This window comes from Streptococcus sp. 263_SSPC, from assembly GCF_001071995.1.
Classification (GTDB): Bacteria; Bacillota; Bacilli; order Lactobacillales; family Aerococcaceae; genus Granulicatella.
In genome coordinates this window covers 1-25,328 of record NZ_JVNU01000014.1, presented here as the reverse complement: position 1 = coordinate 25,328, position 25,328 = coordinate 1, and the positions used below count along the sequence as shown (strand labels likewise).

General features: G+C 40.7%; 23 protein-coding genes and 1 pseudogene. 2 read left to right on the top strand and 22 right to left on the bottom strand.

Annotated elements, in window-relative coordinates; genetic code table 11:
* Nucleotide 1: 1 nt before the first annotated feature.
* The 16 genes from ADH02_RS00810 to tetA(60) form a co-directional block, all read right to left on the bottom strand.
* Nucleotides 2-1,465, bottom strand: a complete 1,464-nt coding sequence (locus ADH02_RS00810; protein WP_048781787.1) for an arylsulfatase — start codon at nucleotides 1,463-1,465, stop codon at nucleotides 2-4.
* 124 nt (nucleotides 1,466-1,589) lie between these two features.
* The gene (locus tag ADH02_RS00805) at nucleotides 1,590-1,931 is read right to left on the bottom strand and encodes an initiation control protein YabA (protein ID WP_048781785.1); all 342 of its coding nucleotides are present in this window, start codon (nucleotides 1,929-1,931) and stop codon (nucleotides 1,590-1,592) included.
* A 16-nt stretch (nucleotides 1,932-1,947) separates the two neighbouring features.
* Nucleotides 1,948-2,898, bottom strand: a complete 951-nt coding sequence (gene holB, locus ADH02_RS00800; protein ID WP_239681713.1) for a DNA polymerase III subunit delta' — start codon at nucleotides 2,896-2,898, stop codon at nucleotides 1,948-1,950.
* Between the two features lie 10 nt (nucleotides 2,899-2,908).
* Nucleotides 2,909-3,238 (bottom strand): cyclic-di-AMP receptor, encoded by a 330-nt coding sequence (locus tag ADH02_RS00795; protein ID WP_048781781.1) that lies wholly within the window; start codon nucleotides 3,236-3,238, stop codon nucleotides 2,909-2,911.
* Between the two features lie 12 nt (nucleotides 3,239-3,250).
* A complete protein-coding gene (gene tmk / locus ADH02_RS00790; RefSeq protein ID WP_048781779.1) occupies nucleotides 3,251-3,898 on the bottom strand; it encodes a dTMP kinase in 648 nt (215 codons plus the stop codon).
* A 423-nt stretch (nucleotides 3,899-4,321) separates the two neighbouring features.
* Nucleotides 4,322-4,504 (bottom strand): DUF6903 family protein, encoded by a 183-nt coding sequence (locus ADH02_RS00785; RefSeq protein WP_239681712.1) that lies wholly within the window; start codon nucleotides 4,502-4,504, stop codon nucleotides 4,322-4,324.
* Nucleotides 4,501-6,741: a 1,3-beta-galactosyl-N-acetylhexosamine phosphorylase gene (gene gnpA, locus ADH02_RS00780; protein ID WP_048781776.1), complete on the bottom strand. Its 2,241-nt coding sequence runs from the start codon at nucleotides 6,739-6,741 to the stop codon at nucleotides 4,501-4,503. Before gnpA ends, ADH02_RS00785 begins: the two co-directional genes overlap by 4 nt.
* Nucleotides 6,742-6,764: 23 nt before the next feature.
* Entirely contained in the window at nucleotides 6,765-7,643 is an 879-nt protein-coding gene (locus ADH02_RS00775) for a carbohydrate ABC transporter permease (protein WP_048781775.1), read from the bottom strand.
* A gap of 11 nt (nucleotides 7,644-7,654) precedes the next feature.
* Nucleotides 7,655-8,539: a carbohydrate ABC transporter permease gene (locus ADH02_RS00770; RefSeq protein ID WP_048781773.1), complete on the bottom strand. Its 885-nt coding sequence runs from the start codon at nucleotides 8,537-8,539 to the stop codon at nucleotides 7,655-7,657.
* Nucleotides 8,540-8,649: 110 nt separating this feature from the next.
* Nucleotides 8,650-9,999, bottom strand: coding sequence for a carbohydrate ABC transporter substrate-binding protein (locus ADH02_RS00765; RefSeq protein ID WP_048781771.1), 1,350 nt, complete (start codon nucleotides 9,997-9,999; stop codon nucleotides 8,650-8,652).
* A 202-nt stretch (nucleotides 10,000-10,201) separates the two neighbouring features.
* A complete protein-coding gene (locus ADH02_RS00760) occupies nucleotides 10,202-10,804 on the bottom strand; it encodes a YczE/YyaS/YitT family protein (RefSeq protein WP_048781770.1) in 603 nt (200 codons plus the stop codon).
* Between the two features lie 11 nt (nucleotides 10,805-10,815).
* Nucleotides 10,816-10,995, bottom strand: coding sequence for a hypothetical protein (locus tag ADH02_RS00755; RefSeq protein WP_048781768.1), 180 nt, complete (start codon nucleotides 10,993-10,995; stop codon nucleotides 10,816-10,818).
* Entirely contained in the window at nucleotides 10,982-11,668 is a 687-nt protein-coding gene (locus tag ADH02_RS00750) for an NAD(P)H-dependent oxidoreductase (RefSeq protein WP_048781765.1), read from the bottom strand. The genes ADH02_RS00755 and ADH02_RS00750 overlap by 14 nt, the downstream gene beginning before the upstream one ends.
* Nucleotide 11,669: 1 nt before the next feature.
* Nucleotides 11,670-12,815 carry an amidohydrolase gene (locus ADH02_RS00745; RefSeq protein ID WP_414717654.1) on the bottom strand — a complete coding sequence of 382 codons (1,146 nt, stop codon included), beginning with the start codon at nucleotides 12,813-12,815 and terminating at the stop codon, nucleotides 11,670-11,672.
* A gap of 148 nt (nucleotides 12,816-12,963) precedes the next feature.
* The gene (tetB(60), locus tag ADH02_RS00740; protein WP_048781760.1) at nucleotides 12,964-14,703 is read right to left on the bottom strand and encodes a tetracycline efflux ABC transporter Tet(60) subunit B; all 1,740 of its coding nucleotides are present in this window, start codon (nucleotides 14,701-14,703) and stop codon (nucleotides 12,964-12,966) included.
* Nucleotides 14,700-16,439, bottom strand: coding sequence for a tetracycline efflux ABC transporter Tet(60) subunit A (gene tetA(60) / locus ADH02_RS00735; protein ID WP_048781758.1), 1,740 nt, complete (start codon nucleotides 16,437-16,439; stop codon nucleotides 14,700-14,702). Before tetA(60) ends, tetB(60) begins: the two co-directional genes overlap by 4 nt.
* A gap of 322 nt (nucleotides 16,440-16,761) precedes the next feature.
* Between tetA(60) and ADH02_RS00730 the strand changes: the two genes are divergently transcribed.
* On the top strand, nucleotides 16,762-17,745 hold the full coding sequence (locus ADH02_RS00730; RefSeq protein ID WP_048781756.1) for a rhodanese-related sulfurtransferase: 984 nt from the start codon (nucleotides 16,762-16,764) through the stop codon (nucleotides 17,743-17,745).
* 277 nt (nucleotides 17,746-18,022) lie between these two features.
* Here ADH02_RS00730 and glf read toward each other — a convergent pair whose 3' ends face one another.
* Nucleotides 18,023-19,132: a UDP-galactopyranose mutase gene (gene glf / locus ADH02_RS00725; RefSeq protein ID WP_048781754.1), complete on the bottom strand. Its 1,110-nt coding sequence runs from the start codon at nucleotides 19,130-19,132 to the stop codon at nucleotides 18,023-18,025.
* 651 nt (nucleotides 19,133-19,783) lie between these two features.
* On the opposite strand from glf, the pseudogene ADH02_RS00720 reads away from it, so the two are divergent.
* Nucleotides 19,784-19,918 (top strand): annotated as a pseudogene (locus tag ADH02_RS00720) (IS3 family transposase); the annotation flags it as partial.
* 308 nt (nucleotides 19,919-20,226) lie between these two features.
* Here ADH02_RS00720 and ADH02_RS00715 read toward each other — a convergent pair.
* The 5 genes from ADH02_RS00715 to ADH02_RS00695 all read right to left on the bottom strand — a co-directional run.
* A complete protein-coding gene (locus tag ADH02_RS00715) occupies nucleotides 20,227-20,742 on the bottom strand; it encodes a DUF308 domain-containing protein (RefSeq protein WP_048781752.1) in 516 nt (171 codons plus the stop codon).
* Between the two features lie 197 nt (nucleotides 20,743-20,939).
* Nucleotides 20,940-21,956, bottom strand: coding sequence for a glycosyltransferase family 2 protein (locus ADH02_RS00710; protein WP_048781751.1), 1,017 nt, complete (start codon nucleotides 21,954-21,956; stop codon nucleotides 20,940-20,942).
* 142 nt (nucleotides 21,957-22,098) lie between these two features.
* Nucleotides 22,099-23,547 (bottom strand): APC family permease, encoded by a 1,449-nt coding sequence (locus ADH02_RS00705; RefSeq protein WP_048781749.1) that lies wholly within the window; start codon nucleotides 23,545-23,547, stop codon nucleotides 22,099-22,101.
* Between the two features lie 28 nt (nucleotides 23,548-23,575).
* Nucleotides 23,576-24,994, bottom strand: a complete 1,419-nt coding sequence (locus tag ADH02_RS00700) for a C69 family dipeptidase (protein WP_048781747.1) — start codon at nucleotides 24,992-24,994, stop codon at nucleotides 23,576-23,578.
* 181 nt (nucleotides 24,995-25,175) lie between these two features.
* Nucleotides 25,176-25,328 (bottom strand): IS3 family transposase (locus ADH02_RS00695; protein WP_048781683.1); only part of this gene is annotated, 153 nt, incomplete at its 5' end.

Genomic DNA, 25,328 nt, shown 5'->3' with positions numbered 1-25,328 from the left:
ACTATCGACCTCTCTTTAGAGTGGCAACGATGCGTTCTAATGGTACTTGGCAAAGTTGCCCGTCTCTCACAAAGCCCTCTTCTCTGTCTTGTAAAATGCGAGCAAGTTTCGCTTTGAACTCGTTCACAAGAGAAGTATACTTCGTCTCAGCAATTAAATTGCATTTTTCCTCTGGATCCTCTGTCATATGGAAGAGTTGATACTCGTCTTTGACAGGGAACCAAATAAATTTCCATTCATCTGTTAAAATATATTGGCTCGAATCCTCACCTAGGCTATGTTCGCCGTGGAATTCGTTTCGCCAACCTGCAAATTCGCCGAATAATAATTGACGAACGCTCTTACCGTCTGTTTCAACTTTTTCACCGGTCGCAAGCTCTACAAGCGAAGGGAAAACGTCTTGAATCTTCACGAGTTGTGTGACGCTCTTCTTCGTACCCGCAATCAAGTTACCTGGGTCGAAGATAAACGCTGGAATCTTAATGCTACCTTGGTAAGGATAGCCTTTGCGGAATAAATAATGTTCCCCGAGTTGATCCCCGTGGTCACTCACGAACCAGAAAATCGTATTTTCGAGCAAATCAAACTCCTCAACGGCCGTTAAGAAGCGACTTAATTGATTATCGATATGCGTGATTAAACCGTAGTACGCTGCCAACATTCTCTTTTGCGCGTCCGCTGGAATCTTGCCACGTTTGGCATAAAGACTTGGAATCTTCTCTTCGAGTTCTTCCCAGTTTCCAATATGCAAATCCGATACGTCCCCTAATTTATCCATGTATAAGTCATAGAAATACTTCGGTGGATTGAGCGGTGCATGCGGTTTTTCAAACGACATCTTCAAGAAGAACGGAACACTTGGATCACGTCTCTTCAAGAAACGAATACTTTCGCTCACAATCCAGTTGGTTGGGTGGTATTTTTCAGGCAGTTCAAATGGACGGACATCCCATGAATTACAGTTTGCCCCATCATCGATAATATCTGCATCACTTCCGAGTTCTTGTTTAATCCAATCCAAGTAATCGCTCGAATGTTCAAACGTTTCTCCGTATGCTTTATTGTATTTGCGGTCGACATGCAAGTAGCCATCGTGCAAGAGAACATGGTCAAATCCCATGCGCTTACGGCTTGGATACACATGCATTTTCCCGATACATTCTGTTTGATAGCCTAAATCCTTGAAGGTTTGAGGCAGTGTATTCGTGTAGTTCCAAGGCACTTCATCTTCGTATCCCACTCTTCCTGACTTCTCTTGGTCCATCCCTGTTAAAAGCGCGGCTCTTGCTGGTACACAGCTCGGGACTGGTGAGTAGGCATTTTCAAAGTTATATCCCATGCTGGCCATCATATCCAGCGTTGGTGTCACCACTAAGTCATCACTGCGGTTAATCGACAATGCATCTGCACGCATTTGGTCCACTACGATTAGGATGACGTTTGGTTTAGATTGTTTTTGATTCATACTGTTTCCCCCAAAAAAGATAAAACGATTTCATCTTTTATTATAACAAAAGAGCCCGTCCATGGACAGGCTCTTTTTAGTACTTTATTGGCTTTTTATATGACAATCTTGCTTTTTTTACGCGTTAATCTTCGCTATACAAGATTTCTGTACAAAACATACAACTTTCATCGTTTTCTCTACGTTTTCCATAATATAAATTACAAATATGGAATCCTTGGTCGTAGATATTTTCTAAGTTGATAATCGATTGGCTTCTTTTTTTCTTTTTAGCCACTTTCTTCGTGTGCGTGTTTCGCTCTAACTCGTCTAAACGATCTTTCAAGTGACGATTTTCCATCGTTAAATTATGATTCTCTTCGATGACTTTTTGCAACTCTTCAGAAATCTGTTCGAGCTCATGTAGTTGCAACAAAGTTTGTTTTGTTAACCGTTCGATTCGATCATACAATTGTCTGTTTGGCATTCACGCACCTCCTATCTTATTTTGGGATTTTTAACACCCATTGTTCTAATACTGCTTGAACTCCAACGTTGGCACTTACTTTGGCAATGGCGTTGGTCATTTTTTCATGTTCTTTAATCCATTCACTCACGGTAAGATGATTTGCAAAACTCTTCATCGTAGCAAGTTTATCGCTTTGAATAACGGCTCCTTCGACTCCTCGAGAAACCAGCAAAGCATCACGGATATAAATTTGTAATAGTGTTAAAAACAGCTCACTATCCACTTTTGTAGCTAAGAGTGGCATCACTTGGGACTGAATCGTTACAAAGGCCATCGCGCGATTCGTAAATACACGGACAAACCAATTCCAGCTTTCTTGACGAAGCTGTCCAAAGCTTTCACTCTCGAGCATCTCTATTGCTTGATCAATATTACTCGTCAGTTGAGATAATAATTGCGCCGTTGCGTTTGGAACCCCTCGTTCTTTCAGCATGGAAACAATATTTTCTACTGCATCTGATTGGAATCGAATAATCTGACAACGCGATTGAATCGTAATCAGAACCTTGCTAAGTTGCTCTGTTAGAAGAATGAAATGGATATTTCCTGTCGGTTCTTCTAGAAACTTCAATAAGCTATTCGCAGCGCCTTGTGTCAACGTATCGACTGCATGAATCACACACACAATCGCACTCGACTCCATCGCTGTTTTCGTTAACTGCGATTTCAGTGTACGAATTTGGTCCACCTTTACCGTTGTGCCTTCAGGTTCTACCACGATAAAATCAGGGAAGTTCCCATGGTCAATTCTTGTGCAGTGTTCACACTCGCCGCATGCAGGCTCGCCTTTTGTTCGCTTCGTGCAGTTCAGCATCTTTGCGATTTCCTTGGCCATCTCCGCTTTTCCAATTCCCTTTGCTCCTTCAAACAAATAGGCATGGCTCAGCTGGCCGTTATCGACGGCACGAATAAATGCTTCTTGCATCTTTTCCATCTTAGAAACGGAAGAATGAGTCTACAGGTAATACGAATACTGTAGCTCCACCTACACGAACTGGAACTGGAGTTGTTAGCGCGCTATCAAGCATGCTGTCGATATGCACTGGTGGCACAGTCATTTGTTCGCGTGATTGGCAATTTTCTTTAATGATATCTAACGCTTCTTCTACACGTTCTTCTTCAATCCCGATGATGAAAGTAGTGTTTCCTGCGCGTAAAAATCCACCTGTTGTTGATAAACGAGTTGCGCGGATATTTGCTTGTGCAAACTCATCTCCTAATAAATGTGCATCTTTATCTTGTACAATCGCAATTAATAATTTCATGATTTCATTCTCCTATTTTGTAAAATATTTTGGGTAACGTTCCACTAAAACGCGGAAGCATTCTTCCACGACTTCTTCAATGGATTTTGTCGCATCAATCGATACAATTCTCTCTGGATATTTTTCTACTAATTCTAAATATCCATTGCGAACCATCGTATGGAAACTTAAGCCTTCTTGGTCTAAACGGTCAAACTGACGGTTCCCTCTTGCCTTATGAATACGTTCCAATCCAACTTCAGCCGGCACATCTAAGTAAAGCGTCGTGCTTGGTTCTAGGCCATCCGTTGCAAAATGGTTTAACTGTGCAACTTCTTCTACCCCAATCCCACGAGCCACTCCTTGATACACCAACGAGCTATCGACAAAACGATCACAAAAAACAATATTCCCTTTTTCTAAGTTTGGTAAGATACGATCTTTTAAATGCTGGCGACGACCCGCTGCATATAAAATCGCTTCTGTTCTCTCATCCATTTCTGTATTGTTCACATCCAGAATGACTTTACGAATATCTTCAGCGATGCGGCTTCCACCAGGTTCTCTTGTTGAAACAATATCCACGAGCGCGTGTTTTTGTAACAAAGGAATCAGTTGGTTGATGACAGTTGTTTTCCCAGCGCCATCAGGACCTTCCATCGTGATAAACAATCCTTTCATATTATCCCCCATTCCTTTCAATTTCTTTTCTATTATACGATATTTTCATCTTTTAATAAACCAAATTCCTATAAGAAATTTCACCAATTTCTCCTCTCCCTTTTCTTTGCATAACACAATATTTAAAAGCACTGTGATTACGAAGAAGATTTGTCGGGTTCTTATAGTAGCAGTAATGGGAAAAGGATCAAAGGTGAATTAACAGGAGTTAGGAATTTATTCCTTACTCCTGTTTTGAACTTTGAAGGCGAGAGACCTTGGCTCGAGCCGATCCCTCATTACAGCTACTATAAAACGAACTCACAAATCTTCGCAGTAATCACAAACCTTTGGTTTGCATTATTTATATTTTAAATATTGTGCCCACGCAAACAGGAACAGGGGCTTGTTGATAAACAAGCCCCTGTTCCTAGTTAAGTTTTATTAACGCTTCATCGATTTAGAGTACGGACGATTGTAATCCCATAGCAAGAGAAGTAGTCCAGCTAAGCCAACAAGCATTGTTGCAACGCCTTCTTTTCCAATCATCTGATGCCCTAAAATAACTACATATAAGAATACCAACATCAATACGACGCGGATTAAAATTTTCACTTTAGGATTCATGATATCTTCTCCCATCTAATTTCGCTTGGCACAAGTTCCACAGTTCTTGATACACCTTCACCATCGTATACAAGAGTTGTTTGCGCTTCGTTAGTATTGTTCACGATCGCATACACTCCTTTTTCAGGATAAGCATGTACTTCCACTAGTGGATTGCTTGCATACCATTTCGTTAATTCACTTTCTTTATTCGCTGCGTAGAATAACGCACGCATTAATAATCTTGTATTTTCTGGTGTGTATGGAAGTCCTGAGATATAAACCCCACGACCTTTTCCGTAAGGGTTCGCTGCAAGGTGAATTTCCCCAAATTCTTTTCCTTCGGCATTGGCTGGAAGAACGATTCCTTCTTCAACGCCACCTGCGCTCACTTTCGGATTGCTAAATTCAAGTACTTCTGTCGCACTCGTTAAGCCATACACGTTTTTAATATTTTCCCCAAAGTCGATTTTATGAACATCTTCAATATCTTCGATGATGAAGTGCTCTTTCAATTCTTTAGTAAAGTATTTATCTGTTGAAAGGCTATATCCCATTTCTCTTTCAACACCCAAAATATCTCCAAGTTGGAAGAATCTGCCTTGATGATGAACGGCTGTTGGTTCGCCAACTCCGACAAAACCGCCGCCATTATACACGAATTCACGAATACGTGTAATTAATGTTTCATTCTTCCAAACCTCTCCACCGCTAAATGAAGTACCGGCATCTCCCGCATTGATGATGACATCCACACCTTCTGGAACTCCATCGTTAATGATATCGTCAAAGCTGATAAAGCTTACGTCCACACTCGCACCACTTAAGGCTTCCATAATTCCAAGGTAAGAATAGATTTGTTTGTATGGAAGTTCATGGGCAACCATGTGTGCTTGCCAAGTTCTTAAACGTCCCCATGCATTTAAGATTGCTACTTTCAAACCAGTATATGGTTTTGTATGTTTAACGATATCGTAGATTTCTCTAAATTCATCTGTTACATGTTCAATGTAGTCGACAAATTTAGGGAATTTATATGCAAGACTTAAATAACCGCCGTATCCGATACGGTCTACAGGGTTACGCATGATGGCACGTCTTGCAGATAACCAGTTTTTATTGGCTTCAATCGTAGGATCATTTCCTTCACGGAATACATCTGGGAAGAAGTAAGGTAAGAATCTTCCTTCTGTATATTTTACGTGTGGAATATCTGAAATCATACGAAGTGTTGCTCCGCCGCCGACAGAACCCACGACTGCATCTAATCCGATTTGTTCGAAGTATGGTCCGTATGGTTCTGTACCAATCCAGTTATCTCCTAAGAACATCATGGCTTCTTTACCAGCATCATGTACTTCATCGACTAATTTTTTAGCTTCTCTTGCAACGAATGCTTGAATGAAGTCGATATAGTCTAAGTACGCTTTACTTGGTGTACGGAATGTTGAGTTATAATACCCTTCATCCACAATATCTTCTGCTCTTAAGCGATAGCCTTTTTCCTCGGCAAAAGCTTCAAGTGCTGCGACTGAAACGCTAGCACCATATCCGAACCAGTCCACAAATTTTTCTTTTCCTAAGTTGTTGAAAATTAATGTGAAATGATAGAAGAACGTTGTAAAACGAACCACATCAGTATCCGGATTGTCTTTTAACCATTGTTTTAAATAAGAGTGCATGAATTGATTTGAATGAGGTCCACGTACATCAAATGGAATATCGTGAGGAACATCGCCCCAGTTATTCGTAATGTGGTTGTACATTTGAGTTGGATCCCAAATCGCATACACTAGAAACGACACTGTATACTCATGGAAAGGACGAGTGCCTTCAATCGTAATCGTGTTGTTTTCTTCATGGACAGTCCATTTCTCAACCGGAACTACTTCTCCAGTAGTACGGTCGATGACTTCCCAATATCTTTTTGGATCATGTACATAGTCTGGTTGAACTTGGTCTTCGAAGTACCCTTCCATAAATGGAATTGTTAGAGTATCTTCTGTTGCTAACCAGAATTTTGACATGACGAAGATTTGTTGGCACTCTTCCATATGATCCTTGATGAAATCATTATGGTTACGTGCTACAAAGTATGTTGTATAGATTTTTGCATCTAATTGTTTGGTTGCTTCATCGAGTTTCGTTCCATCGCTATCACGAATTGCATCGGCTCCCCAACGGTCGAGCAATTCTTTAGTCTGTTCAAGAAAATTCGATTCACTTGGTAGGGTTAAACGCCCTTTTGTTTTACCCATTTTCTTTCCTCCTGCGATGACGATTACTCTTTAGAGCCGCCTAGTGTCATCCCTTGTGTTAGTTTATTTTGAACAAGAATGTATAGGATTAATGTTGGTAACATTACTAATACCATCCCTGCGTATAATTGTCCGTATTCAGCTGCCCCACGTTGCGCTTGCATTAAGTTTTTCAACCCTACTGGTAAAGTTTGGTTTTTACCTGGCATTAATGTAAGAGCGATAATATATTCATTCCAGAATGAAAGGAAGTTGAATAAGATTACTGTGATAATACTTGGTCTTGCCATTGGTGTCATGACACGAATCATTGTTGTGAAATATCCTGCACCGTCGATAGATGCGGCTTCTTCGAACGTTGTTGGTAATGTCTTGAAGAAGTTTGATAATAGATAAATCGTAAATGGTAATGATGTCGCTGCATACACAACCGCTAAGACGAAAATGTTGTTCAGGAAGAATCCGTTAATACCGAATCCTTTAAGTCCTTTATCCCAGTCGAGTAACATTAAGAAGATTGGTACAACGATATAGTTTACGTTGATGAATAATCCACCTTTTAGTAAAGAGTTAATGAAACGACTTCCTGGGAATTTATAACGTGCTAAAACATATGAAGAAGGAATGGCTACTACAACTAAGATTGTTAAAGCAAGTGCTGTAACAATCACTGAGTTCAACATGTAGTCACCCATTTTTGCTTTATTCCAAGCATCCACAAAGTTTTGGATGTAGAATCCTTCTGGCATTGTCCATGGAGATCCGTAGAACTCTCTATTCTCTTTAATAGAAGCTAAGAAGACCCAGCCCACTGGTACAATAATACTAATCGCTAATGTAATTAGCGCTACGTATATAAAAGCTTTATATAGCTTTTCGAATGAACGAGTTTTTCCTTTCATGATCTCCCCTCCTAGTATTCAAGAATATCGCGTTTCGTAATATGACTTACGATACCTGATAATCCGAATGAGAATATAAAGATAACTACACCGATCGCCATACCGTATCCGTATGAAGAGTTTGTATAAGCTTGTTTGAACATGTAGCTTAAGAACACTTCAGTAGATCCGTCTGGACCACCGTCTGTCAAGATTTGTACAAGTAAGAAACTTAAGTTAATCGTACTGATAATGAAGAATGTTAATGTTGTACGAATACTGTTCCAAATTAACGGTAATGTAACGTTGAAGAACTTACCGATTTTACCAGCCCCGTCAAGGTCTGCTGCTTCGTATAAGCTGGCTGGAATATTCGCCATCCCTGCCATGTACATTACCATGTAGTACCCAATCGCTTGCCAAATTAATGCGAATGCAAGTGAGTAAATAACAATACTTTGATCACCAAGCCATAACTTATTCCACGCTTCTGGTAATACCGCATTTAAAAGTCCAGCTTTTGGATCATAAATTGCTGCGAAAATCCCTGCAATAACTACGATTGATAAAATGTTAGGGATATAGAAAATAATTCTGAAGAAGTTGTTTCCGCGAATCTTTTCTGTTGAAAGGATTGCCGCGAAAAGAACCGCCAATACTACCGTAAAGAGTGTTACCACTACGATTAGTAAGATTGTGTTCTGAACTGTTCTAAAGAAGTTTTCGTCTGCCCATAAGATTTTAAAGTTATCAAGTCCAACAAATTGTTGATTGTTTGAGAATCCGCCCCATTTGAACATGGACATGCGGAATACTTGAATCGTTGGGTAAATTAAAAACGTAAAGAATAAAATTAGTGCAGGTAATAGACACACGAGAATAAATAAATTTCTCTCTCTTTTTCTACGATTTTTCATCGTTCTGCCCTCTTTCAACCATTTTTAGATAAAATGAGAGTGGGCGGAAGGAATTTTCATCCTTGAAAATTGCTTCGCATCCCACTCCTATTTAATTCATTCTATTTGAATTATTCAACTGCTGCTTTTAGTTTTTGGCTAACTTCTTCTACAGATTTTTGCCATTCAGCAACTGTTTTTTGACCAGATGCTACAGAGTCGATTTGACCATATAATGTGTCTTTCATGCTTACGCCTTCAACAGGTTTAGTAGCTACGAAGTTACCATTGATTACGCCATCAACTTCATCAACAACTTTGTACAATGATTTCAATTCATCAGGTAATTTAGCTGTTACACCTTGAATTGGTTGAGCTGCATTGTATTTAGCGAAGATTTCTGCTGCTTTGTCAGAGTATAAGAATGATAAGAATTCTTTAGCTGCTTCTTGGTTCTTAGATTCTTTTGGAACCCAGATGTGTTCGAAGAATGAGTAAACATAACGTTTGCCGCCTTTTTCGATTGCTGGAGCAGCAGTCATAGACCATTTGAATCCTTCTGCACGAGGTGCTTTAGCCATTTCCCCAACTACCCAAGTACCGTTTGGCATGAATAAAGCTTTGTTGTCTAAGATTAATTGTTGGTTCTTAGTGAAGCTTTGTGGGTTTGCGTTTGCTACTGTTGAAGGTTCAACGTTTTGTAAGAATGTTCCTAATGCTTCGAAAGCTTTAGTTGCGCCGTCAGAAGTGAATGCGCCTGTGTCGTATTTCATTGCTTTGTTGAATAAATCAACGCCACCAGCGTTTGCTAATAATGCTGGGAAGAAGCTATCTAAGTATCCAGATACTGGATAAGTGAATAATGAAATGCCATCTTTTTTAGCTTTTTCAGCTAATTCTTTCATACCAGGCATATCTTTTGGAACTTCCCAACCTTTAGATTTGAATAACGCTTCGTTGTAGAATAATCCTGTTGGAGCGTAGAACATTGGAGCTAAGTAGTGTTTTCCGTCTCCGTAAGGGTCAGTTACTGTTGATCCTAATACGTTGTTTAATAATTTTTCAGAAACTTTTTTGTCTTCTCCGTATACTTTCATATTGAATAAGTCAGAGATATCAGCTAAAGCTTTTTCTTTGATTAATGTTTCTGGTAAAGCTTTTTTACGTCCTAAAGCTAACATTACGATATCTGGGTAATCGCCAGCTTTCATTTGAGGCGTAAGTTTTTCTTCGATTTCCTTATCTTGAGTCAATTCCACTTTAACGTTTGGATTTGCCTCTTCGTAAGCTTTGATGATTGCTGGCCACATTTCTGCGCCGTAACCACTTTCTAGAGCTGCTAATTTAAGAGTAACTTTTTCTTTAGAAGCTCCTTGTGTTGTTGAATCTGTTTTACTAGTGCTGTTGCTATTATTTCCGCAAGCTGCTAAAGATACAGCTGCTAATAATGCTGCGCTTGATAGTAATACTTTCTTTTTCATGTTGTCTCCCCCTAGTTCTATTACTTTTTAAGACACTTTTAGTTTACAACGAAAAAACCGCTTTCACAATAACTATTTTGCTTTTGACTTGTACTATTTTGCTCTCTTTGGAAACGGTGTCATGTTTCATAATTTCGATAAAGCGCTAAAAAACCTATCTACTAAAGGATTTCTCGTGTAGATAGGTTTCATTTTGTCTATTTTATTTAATTGGTAAAAATTTCTTCAAAATCACCATTGTTTGGTCCATGATAATTCCGCTAATTAATAATGACACTACAGGTCCAATCGTTGGCCATTGCCCCAAAATTGCCGCTGTGATGACACAGCTCGCATCGATAAAGAATTTGTTTCGAGGAATCGACGTTTTGAATTTCTCATGCAAAGCAAGCGTTGCGGCAATATACGGCCCAACTCCAAGTTCTGCTAAGGCATAGACTGCACATCCCATAGCGATTAAAGCAATCCCTACAACCATGGCCACTACTTTTACGGCTATATCCATTTCGGCGAGAGCGCTAAAATCGAACAGGTTAATAAAGAAACTTTGCAAGAACATCCCTACAACTGTCCCAAAGCCAATATAGCGCCAGTTGATGCTCAGCGTAATCGCAAGAAATACAAGTGAAACGATAATATTACTTGTTCCCATATCTACACCAAATGTGCGATTTAATCCTTCCCACACAAGAACGACAACGTCCGCTCCTAATGTACTGGAGCCCGCCATCTTAGCGCCGAGTCCAATTAAGAAACAGGCGATGACCAGTAACATTAATCGAAGTTTTAAATAATCTGTTTTCAATCTCATTCTCCTTATTTGGCCCAGTTCTCAGGACTCCACATCCGTCCATCCAGCTCACCATGTGCTTGTTCAATTCGTTTTGCTTGTTCTAATAGAAGAGTTTTTGCAGACAAAAGCAATGCGCGTTCTTTATAGTCTTTTGCTTCGCCAATCCATGCATCGAGCAACTGGATTTTCTCAATAATCTCCATACTGACTCTCCTCCCAATTACTTAAATGCATCTCGAGTTCCAGTCTTTCGTCCTGGTTTTCCTTGATCCATTCGGCAATCTCTGCCCAGTGTGCACCAGGCATTGCTTCTGCACGCTGGATAAACCACTCTTCGGTATCTTTCAACGTCCCGTGTTGTTCTTTTGTCACGTATTGTAAGTATTCCACAAGTAACGCTTGTTTCGCCTCTTCCGTCTTATAATCAAACTGATGTACCTCAAAAATCGGTAAATAGGTCCATCCCATCGCATTGGCTAACGCTTGGAACGGGCGCATGAGTTCCGAAATCGTAAATTGTTCTTTCCCACCTGCACGAAAGGCTTCTTCTTTCACGCCAAGTGTCACAACAATTCCGAGTTCCTTAATCTGTTTGGCAAAAGGCGCACTCTTACTCATCACCGTATCGATCCATTCCTTCAAAACAGAAGGCGCTTGGTACCAATACATCGGGAATTGAAGAATCAGACGTTCGGCACTAGAATCTGCCAAGGCTTTTTCTTCATTCGATTTTGTAAAATGCGGTTTCGCTTCACTCCATACTTCATCTAAATGACGAACCGTTACAGCCTCTTCCCCTTTTAAGGTCGCAAGGAAAAACTGTTGGCTCGATGACGTTTGAATTGTTGGATGGCTAATCACCACCATTGTTTTCATATTACGCGTTTCCTTTCTGTAAAAGTACTTCTAGAAGAGCGTTCGTGTTATCGACAAAATACTGAATCGCAAATGGTAATGCTGCATCATCCACTAAGAATGCTGGGTGATGCCATTCATGTGGGCAACCAGTTCCAATAAAGACGAAACATCCTGGAACGTGTTCCATATAATTGGCGAAATCTTCTGCTCCTAAAGTTACTTCAGGTGTCACCACTGTCGCAAATTTCTCCGTCACACTTTTAACCACTTTTGTGACTGCAGCATCATTATGCACGACAGGTGGCGTTAAAATCCATTCGATACTTCCTTTTTGTCCGTAAACATCTGCGGTTTGGACAATCATCTTCTCGAATTGCTCGGTCATTTTACGTTCCACGTCTTTATTAAACGTACGAATCGTTCCTTCAAAAAATACTTTCTCTGGAATTACATTCCATGTATTCCCTGCTTCGATATGCGATACGCTTAATACCACTGGTTCGAGCGGAGAAGTATGACGAGCAACGATGGCTTGAGCATTAGCAATCACTTGGCAGGCCGTCACGATTGGGTCATTCCCATTGTGTGGTGCTGCCGCATGCGTTCCTACTCCTGTAATTTCGGCTTTGAACTGGCCGACTGCTGCCATCAGAGGTCCTTCCTTCACACCAATCGTTCCAACTGGAATTTCTGGTTTATTATGGAATCCAATAATCGCGTCCACTCCGTCAAGCACGCCTTCTGCAATCAATGCGCGTGCTCCTTGGTTACTTTCTTCGGCCGGTTGGAAAATAAAACGAACTTTTCCTTGTAAGTGAGCTTCTTGCTCCTTCAACACTTGAACGGCTCCAAGTAGGCTTGCTGTATGGAAATCATGTCCACACGCATGCATCGCTCCTTCATTTTTTGAAGCGTAGTCTAATCCTGTTTGTTCCACAATCGGTAAGGCATCGATGTCGGCACGTAAGGCTAATGTTGGTCCATTGTCGTTTCCGATTTCTGCCACGACTCCAGTTTTAGACTTTAAATTCCAGCATGTAAGCCCCATTGCTTCTAGGGCTTCGCGGATATAACGAGTCGTTTCGACTTCCGTTCCAGATACTTCTGGATACATATGTAAATGATGGCGATATGCCGTAGCGCGTTCAATAACTTCTTTTGTAATCATAACTCTCTCCCCAATCTGTTTCCTACACATTGTAACAAACTAGGCGGCTTTATGCACCATGAACTCCCTTGAAAAACAATAAAAATTCTGTTTACCGCACGCATCAAAAAAGACTCCGTTTCGAAAGGAAACAGAGTCTATAGGATTAGCCTTTTTGAAGAGCCACCATTTCGGCATATTGCCCTTGCAGTTGAAGTAATTCATCATGCGTTCCGCGTTCCACAATTTCGCCTTTATCCAACACAAAGATTTGGTCGGCATGAGCAATCGTTGAAAGTCGGTGCGCAATCATAAAGGTTGTACGCCCTTCTTTTACGACATTAATCGCGTTTTGAATAATCTCTTCCGTCTCGGTATCAATATGCGAAGTTGCTTCATCTAAAATCAAGATTTTCGGATCAAAGACAATCGCACGAGCAAATGAAATGAGTTGGCGTTCCCCTGAAGAGAAGTCCATCCCTTTTTCTTTTACCTCGTAGTCCAAGCCCTTGTCACTCTTCGTGAGTAGATGACCTCCGCCTACTTTAATAAGCGCATCTCTTATCGTCTCAGTCTCAATCGATTCATTGTTAAGCCCTACATTAGAAGCAATCGTTCCTGTAAAGAGGTATGGATCTTGCAGCACAATCCCCATCTCGCTTCGAACACTACGTCTATTAAAGTCACGCGTGTTTTTGCCATCAATCAAGATCGCTCCACTCGTTGGGTCATAGAATCGAAAGAGCAAGTTCATAATAGAAGATTTTCCTGAACCGGTATGACCGACAAAGGCCACCGTCTGCCCAGGCTCTACCGTGAAATTCAAGTGTTTCAACACCGGTACTCCTGGCGTATACTCGAAGCTCACATCCTTAAATTCGATACGTCCTTCGTCGAATGTGAAGAGCTCTTCGCCACTTTCCTCGCTTGGCGTATCCATCAATTCAAACACGCGGTCACCCGCAGCCATCGATTGTTGGAAACCAGACACGACATTCATAAAGGTTTGAATCGGCTCATAAACGCGGTTGATATAATCAATAAACGCATAGAGGAGCCCCGCTGAAATTCCAAGTGTTCCTCCGATAAATTGCATTCCGAAGTAATACACAATTCCAAATAGCGTAAAGTTACGAAGTAAGCTCACTAAACTCCACGAGAAGTAAGAATCGAGAATTAATTCCTTGCGACCAACCTCTACCCAAGACGTAGCCGTCTCATCATATTCCGCGACAATTTTTTCTTCTTGTTGGAAGGCTTGAACGATACCAGCCCCTTGAATGCTTTCATTTAACTGTCCGCTCAACTGGCTGTACAGTTCACGACTCTCTGTATAGCATTTTTTCTGCATCACGGCAACGGTTCGCTGCCATAGCATCATCACCGGAACTAGGAATAATAACACGAATCCAAGCGTCGCATTTAATAAGAAAATCGTTGTGTATACCCCAATGAGCATCACGACGGTACTAAGGAGCGTCGAAATCCCATTGACATAAAAGTTTGCACGCACCGATTCCGTATCACTCGTAATTCTAGAAACCACTTTTCCGGCAGGTAAATGGTCGAAATACGATACTGGCAAGGTTTGTACATGTTCGAATACTTCGTCACGAATGCGTTTGGCCACGCGGTTCGAGAGAGTCTTCATATATAAACGGTTTAAATATCCACCAGCCGCTCCAATTAAGTTCACTGCCACGTAAATACCCACCCATAGGAGTACACTTCCAGCATCGAAGACATGCGATTGTCCCATCGGTGTAATCACATTATCAATCATATATTTTGCCACAAGAGGTCCTGTTAAAGTTGCGATAGTTGAAATCAACAAGCAGACGAGTCCAATCAGAACTCCTTTTTTCTCATAGCGGAGGTAGCTTAATAATCGCTTCATCGTTTTCATTCGATCTCCTCCTCTATCTCTTGAATGAGGTACTGTTCATAGTACCAACCACGTTGTGCGAGTAACTCCTCGTGGGTGCCGCGCTCGCTAATGCGTCCTTCATTCATCACAATAATCTCATCGGCATGACGAATCGCAGAGAGTCGGTGTGCAGAAATAATATTCATACAGCCCCCGCGCTCTTCTTGCAAGTGCGAGATAATTTCGCGTTCCGTTTTCGCATCAACTGCGGATAACGCATCATCTAAAATCAAACATTCACGGTTGCGTAAGAAGGCACGCGCAATCGATAGCCGTTGTTTTTGGCCACCACTAAGTGATACTCCTTTTTCTCCGACCATCGTATCGAGCTGCTGTGGCATGCGTTTCACGTCTCCATCAAAGGACGCCAACGTCAACGCTTCCCAAATTTCCTCATCGGTCGCATCTTCTTTCCCGAATAACATATTCTCACGAATCGTGCGTGAGAAAAGCGTGTGTTCTTGTGGAACGTAGGCTAAATGTCCCGCCACCATTTGAGAATCGTAATCAATCAATGGCTCTCCATTAATGAGCAGTTTCTCGCCTCGGTATGGAAATTGATGTAATAATTGCATCAAGAGCGTTGTCTTCCCAGAACCTGTTTTTCCTACAATCCCAAGCGTCTCGCCTTTATTTAATGTAAGGTTAATCTCTTTTAATAATGGCACCTCTTCGCCTGGATACGTAAAATTGAAGTCCTTAAACTCAATGGATTCGATTGTCTCGAGCGCTTTTGTACCGCCACGTTCAATTTCATCATCATGTTTCAACACTTCATTAATACGCTCCGTTGCCACTTTTCCGCGTTTATAGTTCGTAATAATATCGCCAATCATAAACATCGGCCACATAATCGCCCCCATATAAACTTGGAAGGCAATGACATCCCCGACTAGAATGGCCCCCGTCGATACCAAATATCCACCATATAGAAGGGCAATGGTAAAGCTAATCATCATAAATAATTGCGCCAGTGGAATAAAGCGCGATTCAATTTCAGACACGATAATATTTTGTTTCATGGCCTTTTTCGTTTTCGCCCTGAACTCATCCATCATCGCATCTTCTTGCCCGTAAGCACGAATCACATACGTCCCGTCAACCATCTCAAGCACTTCATTATTTAATTGTGAAACTGCATTTTGCGCCTTGTTGTACTCTTCTTCTAAATCGAATCCCCATTTATATACAAGATACGAAAGGAATGGCAGTGGCAAAATCGCTGCGATGGTCAGTGGCAACGAAATCGTTGTGACCATCATATAAATCGATACGCTCATCAGCAATGTAGAGTTCATCAATGCAAACATCCCAAACCCCATCATATCGCCAATCGTTGTAACGTCTTCACTGCTACGCGTAATAATATCGCCCGTTCTAAAATGCGCATAAAACGGAATTTTCTTCCGTAAATTATTACGTAGTAACTTCACACGTAATTCTTTTTGAATTTCATAATACCCAATAAAAATAAAATATGTCCAAATACTCTCCGTAATATAGGCCACAAGAATAATCCCGACTAAAATCACGAGCTGTGTCCCAAGCCACTCGGCATTCAGTTCACTCGCCACGATTTTATCGACGACTTGTCCGATAATACGCGCTGGGTATACCGCCGCAATACTACTTCCGATCATCAAAATAAAACTAACAAGGTAGCGCATCGGATGTTTTTTTATGAAGCCTATCACTATTTTTAATAAATCGTTCATCGTTTCCCTCCATCAAAAAAGCCGTCACCTTCCCCACGCATGGAAAAAGTAACGGCTCACTTAAATTTATCTATAAAAATGCGCTATACTTCATTCACCAAAATTGGAAGGTTTCTCAAATCATGTACTTGTTTTACGTTTAAGTTGTTCATTGATTTCTCCTCCAATCTGATAAATTTAACGTTATACTTCGAATTATACTCTAAAATGCCGTCATGTCAATACCTTTCGAAGTTTTTCACAATCGAATTCATTGATAATGGTTCTCAATACGGTTACAATAGAATCATTACAAATTAGAAAAGGATGAAAGATTTACAATATGGCAAAAGACATTCGTGTTTTACTTTACTATAAATATGTTCCAATCGAAAATGCGGAACAATTTGCGGCAGATCATTTAGCATTCTGCAAATCAATCGGATTAAAAGGACGTATCCTTGTCGCTGACGAAGGAATCAACGGAACTGTATCTGGTGATTACGAAACAACTCAAAAATATATGGACTATGTTCACTCTCTTCCTGGCATGGAAGACTTATGGTTTAAAATCGATGAAGAAAGCGAACAAGCCTTCAAGAAGATGTTCGTTCGTTACAAAAAAGAAATCGTACACCTTGGCTTAGAGGATAACAACTTCGATAACGATATTAACCCGCTTGAAACAACAGGTGCTTACCTTTCACCAAAAGAATTCAAGGAAGCACTCCTTGACGAAAACACTGTTGTCCTAGACACTCGTAACGACTATGAGTACGATCTAGGTCACTTCCGCGGTGCTATCCGTCCTGACATTCGCAACTTCCGTGAATTACCACAATGGGTTCGCGATAACAAAGAGAAATTCATGGACAAACGTGTCGTTGTTTACTGTACAGGTGGCGTTCGCTGTGAGAAATTCTCTGGCTGGATGGTTCGTGAAGGTTACAAAGATGTCGGTCAATTACACGGTGGTATCGCAACTTACGGTAAAGACCCAGAAGTTCAAGGCGAACTTTGGGATGGAAAAATGTACGTATTCGACGAGCGTATCGCTGTTGACATCAACCACGTAGACCCAGTTGTTATCGGGAAAGACTGGTTCGATGGTACACCTTGCGAACGTTACGTAAACTGTGGAAACCCAGAATGTAACCGTCGCATCTTAGCTTCAGAAGAGAACGAAGACAAATACTTACGTGGTTGCAGCCATGAATGTCGTGTTCATCCACGCAACCGCTACGTGAAAGAACACAACTTGTCTCTTGAAGAAGTTGTAGCTCGTCTTGAAGCTATCGGCGAAGAACTAGATACAGTGAATGCTTAATTTGATTAAAATCGAAACACATTTTTGGTTTGATTGTGTATGGATTCCGAAGAATCTTGCGGATTTCATAGCCACAATAATGGGGAATCGTATTAAAGATGAATTAAAGGGCGTAGGGATTTATTCCTTACGCCCTTTTTGAAGCTTTAAAGGTGAGAGACTACAGGCTCGAACCGGTACCCCATTATTGTAGTTATGATAAAATCCGCTAGGATTCGAAGGAATCCATCATAAATAAGACCCTATTTGGCCATGACCAAATAGGGTGTTTTTGCATTTATTCAAATTCATGTTTAACCGTTTCTAGGGCAGCGGCGATAACTTGATGCATATCGTAATAACGATACTGTCCAAGGCGTCCTCCGAAAATCACTTGCGGAACCGTCTGCGCTAATTTCTTATACTGTGCGTACAAGTCGTTGTTCACTTTATTATTCACTGGGTAATAAGGCTCATCTCCCACTTTCCAATCGGCAGGATACTCACGCGTAATTACCGTTTTCGGCTGAGTGCCAAACTCGAAATGCTTATGCTCGATGATACGAGTGTATGGCGTTTCGCGGTCTGTATAGTTTACCACCGCATTTCCTTGATAGTTCTCCACGTCCACGACTTCTGTTTCAAAACGGAGCGAACGGTATTCTAATGTACCTAATTCATAATCGAAGAACTCATCAATCATTCCCGTGAAGACGATTTTGGCACCACTACTTAAGTACTCGTCTTTTTTCGCGAAGAAATCGACATTCAACTCAACTTCGATATTCTCATGGTCCAGCATGGCTTCAATCATCTTCGTATAGCCGCCAATCGGAATCCCTTGGTACGTATCGTTAAAGTAGTTATTGTCGTAAGTATAACGAACCGGCAAGCGGCGGATGATAAACGCTGGTAATTCTGTAGCCGAACGTCCCCATTGCTTCTCCGTATAGCCCTTGATGAGCTTGTAGTAAATATCTTCTCCCACAAGAGAAATCGCCTGCTCTTCTAAGTTTTCAGGCTCTTTACCGCCAAGAACCGCACGTTGCTCAGCGATCTTCGCTTCGGCTTCTTGTGGCGTCACCACACCCCATAATTTATTAAAAGTATTCATGTTAAAGGGCAAGTTGTAGATTTCTCCGTTGAAGTTGGCAACTGGAGTATTCGTATAGCGATTAAACGTTGCAAACTGATGCACGTAATCCCAAATCTTTTTGTCGCTCGTATGGAAAATATGCGCACCATATTCGTGCACTTGAATGCCTTCCACTTCTTTTGTATAAATATTCCCTGCAATATGATTTCTTTTCTCAATCACTTTTACTTTATAGCCGCGTGTCGCTGCTTCATGCGCAAAGGTTGCACCGAAAAGGCCAGCACCCACAACGATGTAATCAAATGGTTTCATGTGGTTTCCCCATTTCTTATTTTGTCTTGTTTATTATACCATGGACCCTTAAGGCGAACCAAATCGATGAGGCACACTTTGCGAAATTATCATATATGATAATTTCTCCCATAATAAATATCCAGTGGCTTAGCGGGTGGCTTTTCAATTTCGGGCATAGCTCTGATCTCAGAGCGACGCCTCAAGGCGCTCGTGTGGCCTGCGACGAGCACCTATTTATATTTTCCTGTAAACGGATCTTCCAATTCTAATTGTTCCGCTATTTTAATTAGAAAAAAGAAAGTTTTCACTCCTTTTCACACTTTATAAATTTCGCTTTGCTTTTCTTGATTTTACAATCATATAGGCGCCAATAATGACGAGTACGCAGAAAACGACACTTCCCAAAGTGATATTCATAAAAGCAATTTTTTGAGGAATATCGGCACTTCCATACTCTTTCATCATCATGGTTTGCAAGAAAAAGATAGAAAAGAGAGAGGAAGCAAAACTGATATTTTTACTAGATTTGAGCTCTGGAGAATGAAATTTCCGGATACGAATGATATTAGATATCGCTGTAATGATATTGATGAATGTCGCAAGAGCAATGATGTAGAGCAAGAAAGGATAGCGCGCGTGAATTTGGTCATCATGATGACTGACATAGATGAGAAAACATTTAAGGCACTTAACCAATTGGAACAAGCTATTGTTGACTACATTGATTACTACAACAACAAACGAATTAAGGTAAAACTAAAAGGACTTAGTCCTGTGCAATACAGAACTAAATCCTTCACTTAAATTATTTGTTTAACTTTTGTGGTCAGAACAAACAGTGCTTTTTTTGTTGAAATCGCAAAGAATCTAAGCTTTCTTTTTGCAGATAACATTCGCTCTTTTATTTTCGGTATGATTGAGTCGATGCCCCGTTCTCGACCGGTTATTATTGCAACTTATCGAATGCTAGAGCACTATGCCATCACTTTTTGGAAGAATACTTGGAGCAATTCTACGCAGAATGGAATGCGAAAAAGTGATAATTAAAGAGACGAAAAAGCTGAGAATATGATTTCCCAGCTTTTTTGAATGCGATAGAAATAGCAACTAGACTATTTACGAAAGGCCTCAATAATGTAGGTGAAGCCAGTAACTAAAAATGAAAAGGCAATGACATAAACGACAAAGACACCTGTAGCCACTGGATTGAACAGAATCACTAGACCTAGTAAAAATACAAGCAAGGCTACCCACGTGATATTGCTACCAATAATAGGGAAAATCAATCCTAGACGATTGCCTTTAAAGAAAGCAATAATGGCTTCTACAATTAACCAAATTCCTACAATGGTCGGAATGACGACCGGCAGGGTCACAAAGCCATAAGCCACGAGGTAAAGAGCTAAGAGAAGACTAACAAACCCTTGGAAAAGATAAACAGGTGAGCGAAGCTCTTTTGGTGCAGAGAAATAGCCTAAAATAGCTGCTATAGAAGAAACCAGTAAACCAAATGAAATCCACCAGCTGTAAGCAACAAGATTAGCTACTGGGTTTGTAAATAGCAAAAGTCCTAAAAAGACAAAAACAACTCCTGCAAGGAATAGCAGTAAACGATTAGAAAATTTCATTTCAATACCCCCTATATAGTATAGTATATTTTGATAATAAAAGTATTTTACCTATTTTTATAGAAAATATCAATAAAATAAATAGAGAATTTGGAACTTTCAGTCTGATTTGCAATAAATATCCACCGGCTTATGTAAGTTAGACAGAAAATCTAACTTTTAGGGTGCACTTCATGCCTGGCAGTTCGAAACTCTATTTAGTTAAATCCAAAGAATCGTTGTGTGACGGTGTAAATTCCGTTTGACAGAACTTGTCCCGGTTTATTTTTGGACATCGCAATTTTACTGACCACATTTTTGCTAATGAGTTGGAAAACTTCTGGATTCGCTTCTTTTAAATCAGCAAGTAAGGCTTCCTTCTTCTCTTGATGCTCTACTTGGCCACCCTTATTGAGTAACGCACAAGAAATCACCGTTGTAATCTCTAAGTGGTTTATTAAGTAGTTCTTCAAGACGGTTGGAAATTGCCTATCGCTATGGTAATTCGCCATCAATAATTCATTCACGCGGATTTGTTGGTCGATACGGCTAATCATCACTTTTTCGTTCACGGATTGATCTTCACGTCCGATAAAGTAGCGGTAGAAGTCCACGTTCATATAGAATAAGGTCTTGCTATATTGAAGCGGTACGAAGACAAATAAATTATCCACGTAGAACGTATGCTCTGGCAGTTGTAAGCCTGATTTACGAAGCAACTTCATATTGTAAATGAGCGAATGCATCATCATGTATTTCCCGCGTTTTAATGACTTAGCATCATCCCAAGTAAACACTTGATTTTCAGGGAATGCGGAAGTGTAACGCATGATTTTCTTCGTTTTCGCGCCTTCTTTTTCATAGACGAAGTTCGTAATAAACACATCGACTTCTTCGCCTGTTTCTTCAAAGCGTTGTAATTGTTCTAGGATTTTTAAGTATGCACGCACATCCACCCAGTCATCACTATCGACGACTTTGAAGTACTTGCCTGTTGCGTTCGCCATCCCCGTATTCACGGCTCCACCATGCCCTTTATTTTCTTGATGGATGGCGCGGATAATCGTTGGATAAGCTGCAGCATATTGGTCGGCAATGCGAGCAGTGTTGTCTTTAGAACCATCATTAATAATTAAAATTTCAACCTCTTCGCCACCAGCAAGGAGCGTTTGAAGACAATAATGCATATATTCTTGAGAGTTGTAGCATGGGACTGCAATGGTTAATAATTTCATGGGGGGTTACCTCTCGTTTCTAGTAAACTGTTCTTATTTACTATACCATTTTTTCGGTTATTTTGTCAGTTTGATTCCCTTAATCCTCTTATGAAAAAGCCCTCTCCCATCGGAAGAAGGCTTCGACAATACTGTTGCTTTTTTATGCTTGTTGTTTTTGTTCTCTACGTGCAATCCATGGAAGGACAAGTCCGAGTCCAAGAAGTGCAAATGGCATAATGATATTTGAAATTAAGACAAACCACCATTCAGACGGATTTTGCGCATAATCTATTTGTGGCACCATTCCGAGAATACATGCAAAGGCCGTGAAGGCAAATCCCCATAGTCCCATTAAGAACCCAAGTGTCTTATTGTTAATGTATTTATATTCAGCATTTTTATATCGATCCCAATGGCGATACAAGAACATGAAGGCGACGAATACCCACAAGAAGCACATTGGCGACACGATGGCATTCAAGTTTGTCATCCAAACAACAACTGTATCGATTTCCTTAAGCCCTAGAGCCGGCATGACAATCAATGCTCCTGTCAAGACCCCTGTAAGAATGTATCCGTTTCTTAACGTACCATTCTTTGTACGTGCACGAAGCCAACGCGGAACATATTCTTCATCTGCACTAGCAAGGAAGATTTGAAGTGGTGCATCAATCGATAAGGCTAATGTAGCGGTTTGCCCAATAAATTGCGTCAATGCATAAATCGTTACAAGAATGTTTCCTATATTCCAATGGTTTCCTAATACGGCAAATGCTTGATAGGCCCCATTTCGCATCAAGTCTTGTGGAATATTGTTGCTATCAAAAATCATCCCCATTGCAAGAGATCCAAAGACCGCACAGATTCCAACCATCACAGCCATCGCAATCATCCCTTTTGGAAATTCTTTGGCTGGATTCTTGATTTTATGCACATACGGTGACATAGACTCTGCCCCTCCAACCGAGAAGACAAGAAGCGCAATCGTTGTAAAGTATGAAAAATCAAACTTTGGAATATACGTTTCAATCTTATCCATATTCGCTGTTGCTAGTTGCAGGTCGGGTTTAATCAATGGAACCCCAACGGCTAATAGAATGAACAAAATCGACATAACAAACATAGCTGTTCCCGCAATCATTCCTAAGAATTTCAACGCACGAATTCCCTTTGTTGAAATATAGAGAATGAGTAAGAATAGGGCTAAACAGACTGTTACTAGTAGCGGAATCGGCAGTTCATCCACAATTCCCGAGTGCCCTTGGAATACCCATCCGAGCGCAATCAACATCGTCTGTGGTTTTTGCGCTAAATAAGGAATCTGAATCACCCAAAACGTCCATGCGGTAAAATACGCTAGTTTCTTTGTAGACGTCTGTTTAATCCAATCACTGACTCCCCCTTCACTATCTTGGAACGTCGAACCGAGTTGTCCAACCATTAATGAATATGGAATAAAGTAAATCACTAAAATAATGAGCCACGATGTAATCACCACAATCCCTTGTTGGGCGAAATTGTTCACCACATTCCCAAGTCCCCACACAAAGTTAAATGCAATGAGGGATATCATCAGCCAACTCATTTGTTTTTCATTTTTTTCTTCCATCTTTTAACCTCCTAAAACGAATTGCTGATTAGTCACTCACTGAATAACGGTTGACCATCAAATTACTTGCACGAAGCAATACTTTGTCCAGTAATGCTGCTGTTTTTTCTTCAATATAATCACTGATTTGTTGATTTTCCGCCTCAAAGTCTACCACTTCTCCTTTTTCAAGACGAGCGTCAACTTGGGCAATCATAGCTTCCCCACGACACAATGTATTCTTTTGATAACTTTCAATATCTGCTTGATGTTCTAAGTAATGCGCATCCGCAAGTCCAGCAATTAAGCGACTTGACCAGTAGAAGGAATCCGTTGAAACCTTCGCAGTCGTATTGGCGAAATACGCTGGCGTTGTGTCCACTTGTGTAAAGAATGGAACAGCGGTTGTAAATGGCATTGAACCATAAGAGACCCATTGAATTCCTGTTGTATCATGCGGACGATTTGGACGAATTTGGAGAATGGCCGTTTGACTCGTACGATTAATTCCTACCGTACGGAAACGACGATTACTCTTACCATCGCCTAAGTTTCCATAAGGATCATATGGCGTAAATTGATAATGCGTACTCATCGATTCTTTCACATCTTCGACGGTAATCTTACGGTATGGAACACGTGCCCATGGAATTTCAAAGCTCGTTGGAGATTGTTCCACTTCAGGGTTAAACATGCGTTGAATATCCCAAGCACGAGGTGTGTTATACAAGCGGTCTTTGTCACGTTGGGAACCAAATGCGTAACGTGGATTGAATGATTCTCCGTCAAAATTCAAGTTCAAGTGATGACGAATCATAAAGTCTTTCAAATCAGGATCGCACATAAAGTTTTCTTTGTCTTCAAAATCAAAGAAGTCGCTGCCGAGTTGGTTTGGATTTACCACATACGCATCATCCGGTACACGGCGAGCCATCCAGTGATGTCCCCCAATCGATTCAAGCCACCAGATTTCATTCACATCAGAAATCGCAATTCCGTTTGATTCATAGGTTCCTGCTGTTTCAAGGAAGTGTCCAAGACGTTCGACCCCTTCGCGTGCTGTTTTAATATAAGGCAACACCAATGTGAAGATGTCTTCTTCCCCAATCCCCGTTTCCACGAGTGGGTCGGCCCCTAATACACGCGGATTTGTCGAAATCGTTTCTGTCGCACTCACCGCAACATTATAAGCATTAATCCCTGCAGCTCCCCAGATGCCTTCGTTATTGATAGCATTTGGCATGGCCGTATAGCGAACAGGATTGTCTGGTAAATCTGTTTCAAATCCTGAAATCACTGCTTTATAGTGACGTGGTTGGTCTTCTGGACGTACCACAATGAATTTCTTTGGAGTGAACTCTCCATTACATGAGTCCTCTGTACGCGCTACTAGCGTTGAACCATCGTAGCTGGCCTTCTTTCCGACAAGAATCGTTGTACATGAATCATGTTCTTGGTCAAATCTCATAAAAACTACCTCCATTTACTTTGTTTATACATTTAAATTATAGTCCTATTCGCGCTATTTCTCAAAGAGTTCTTCAGAAATTGCCCCTGAAATTTCTTCCTAAGGATAGGTAAAAAAAGAACCTAGCGCAAACTAGGGGACTGACCCCAAAAAGTGAGAATTTAATAAAAACACCCTAGGGCTACCGTCTCCGGTATTCAACCGGAGACAGGTAGTCCAATTTTTGTTGGATTCTATTTTCATTATAATATTTGATGTAATTTTCTACAATTTGAATTACAATAGAAGATGAAGTTATTACTTCATCTTTTATGTAGAAAGCTTCGCACTTTAG

Coding starts and splice junctions, on each gene's coding strand:
- ADH02_RS00705 (WP_048781749.1), bottom strand. CDS start 23,547: ATGGAAGAAAAAAATGAAAAACAAATGAGTTGGCTGATGATATCCCTC.
- tmk (WP_048781779.1), bottom strand. CDS start 3,898: ATGAAAGGATTGTTTATCACGATGGAAGGTCCTGATGGCGCTGGGAAA.
- ADH02_RS00805 (WP_048781785.1), bottom strand. CDS start 1,931: ATGCCAAACAGACAATTGTATGATCGAATCGAACGGTTAACAAAACAA.
- ADH02_RS00810 (WP_048781787.1), bottom strand. CDS start 1,465: ATGAATCAAAAACAATCTAAACCAAACGTCATCCTAATCGTAGTGGAC.
- ADH02_RS00715 (WP_048781752.1), bottom strand. CDS start 20,742: ATGAAATTTTCTAATCGTTTACTGCTATTCCTTGCAGGAGTTGTTTTT.
- ADH02_RS00710 (WP_048781751.1), bottom strand. CDS start 21,956: ATGAAATTATTAACCATTGCAGTCCCATGCTACAACTCTCAAGAATAT.
- ADH02_RS00700 (WP_048781747.1), bottom strand. CDS start 24,994: ATGAGATTTGACCAAGAACATGATTCATGTACAACGATTCTTGTCGGA.
- ADH02_RS00765 (WP_048781771.1), bottom strand. CDS start 9,999: ATGAAAAAGAAAGTATTACTATCAAGCGCAGCATTATTAGCAGCTGTA.
- ADH02_RS00750 (WP_048781765.1), bottom strand. CDS start 11,668: ATGAAAACAATGGTGGTGATTAGCCATCCAACAATTCAAACGTCATCG.
- glf (WP_048781754.1), bottom strand. CDS start 19,132: ATGAAACCATTTGATTACATCGTTGTGGGTGCTGGCCTTTTCGGTGCA.
- ADH02_RS00755 (WP_048781768.1), bottom strand. CDS start 10,995: ATGGAGATTATTGAGAAAATCCAGTTGCTCGATGCATGGATTGGCGAA.
- ADH02_RS00775 (WP_048781775.1), bottom strand. CDS start 7,643: ATGAAAGGAAAAACTCGTTCATTCGAAAAGCTATATAAAGCTTTTATA.
- ADH02_RS00730 (WP_048781756.1), top strand. CDS start 16,762: ATGGCAAAAGACATTCGTGTTTTACTTTACTATAAATATGTTCCAATC.
- gnpA (WP_048781776.1), bottom strand. CDS start 6,741: ATGGGTAAAACAAAAGGGCGTTTAACCCTACCAAGTGAATCGAATTTT.
- ADH02_RS00770 (WP_048781773.1), bottom strand. CDS start 8,539: ATGAAAAATCGTAGAAAAAGAGAGAGAAATTTATTTATTCTCGTGTGT.
- holB (WP_239681713.1), bottom strand. CDS start 2,898: ATGCAAGAAGCATTTATTCGTGCCGTCGATAACGGCCAGCTGAGCCAT.
- ADH02_RS00795 (WP_048781781.1), bottom strand. CDS start 3,238: ATGAAATTATTAATTGCGATTGTACAAGATAAAGATGCACATTTATTA.
- ADH02_RS00785 (WP_239681712.1), bottom strand. CDS start 4,504: ATGAATCCTAAAGTGAAAATTTTAATCCGCGTCGTATTGATGTTGGTA.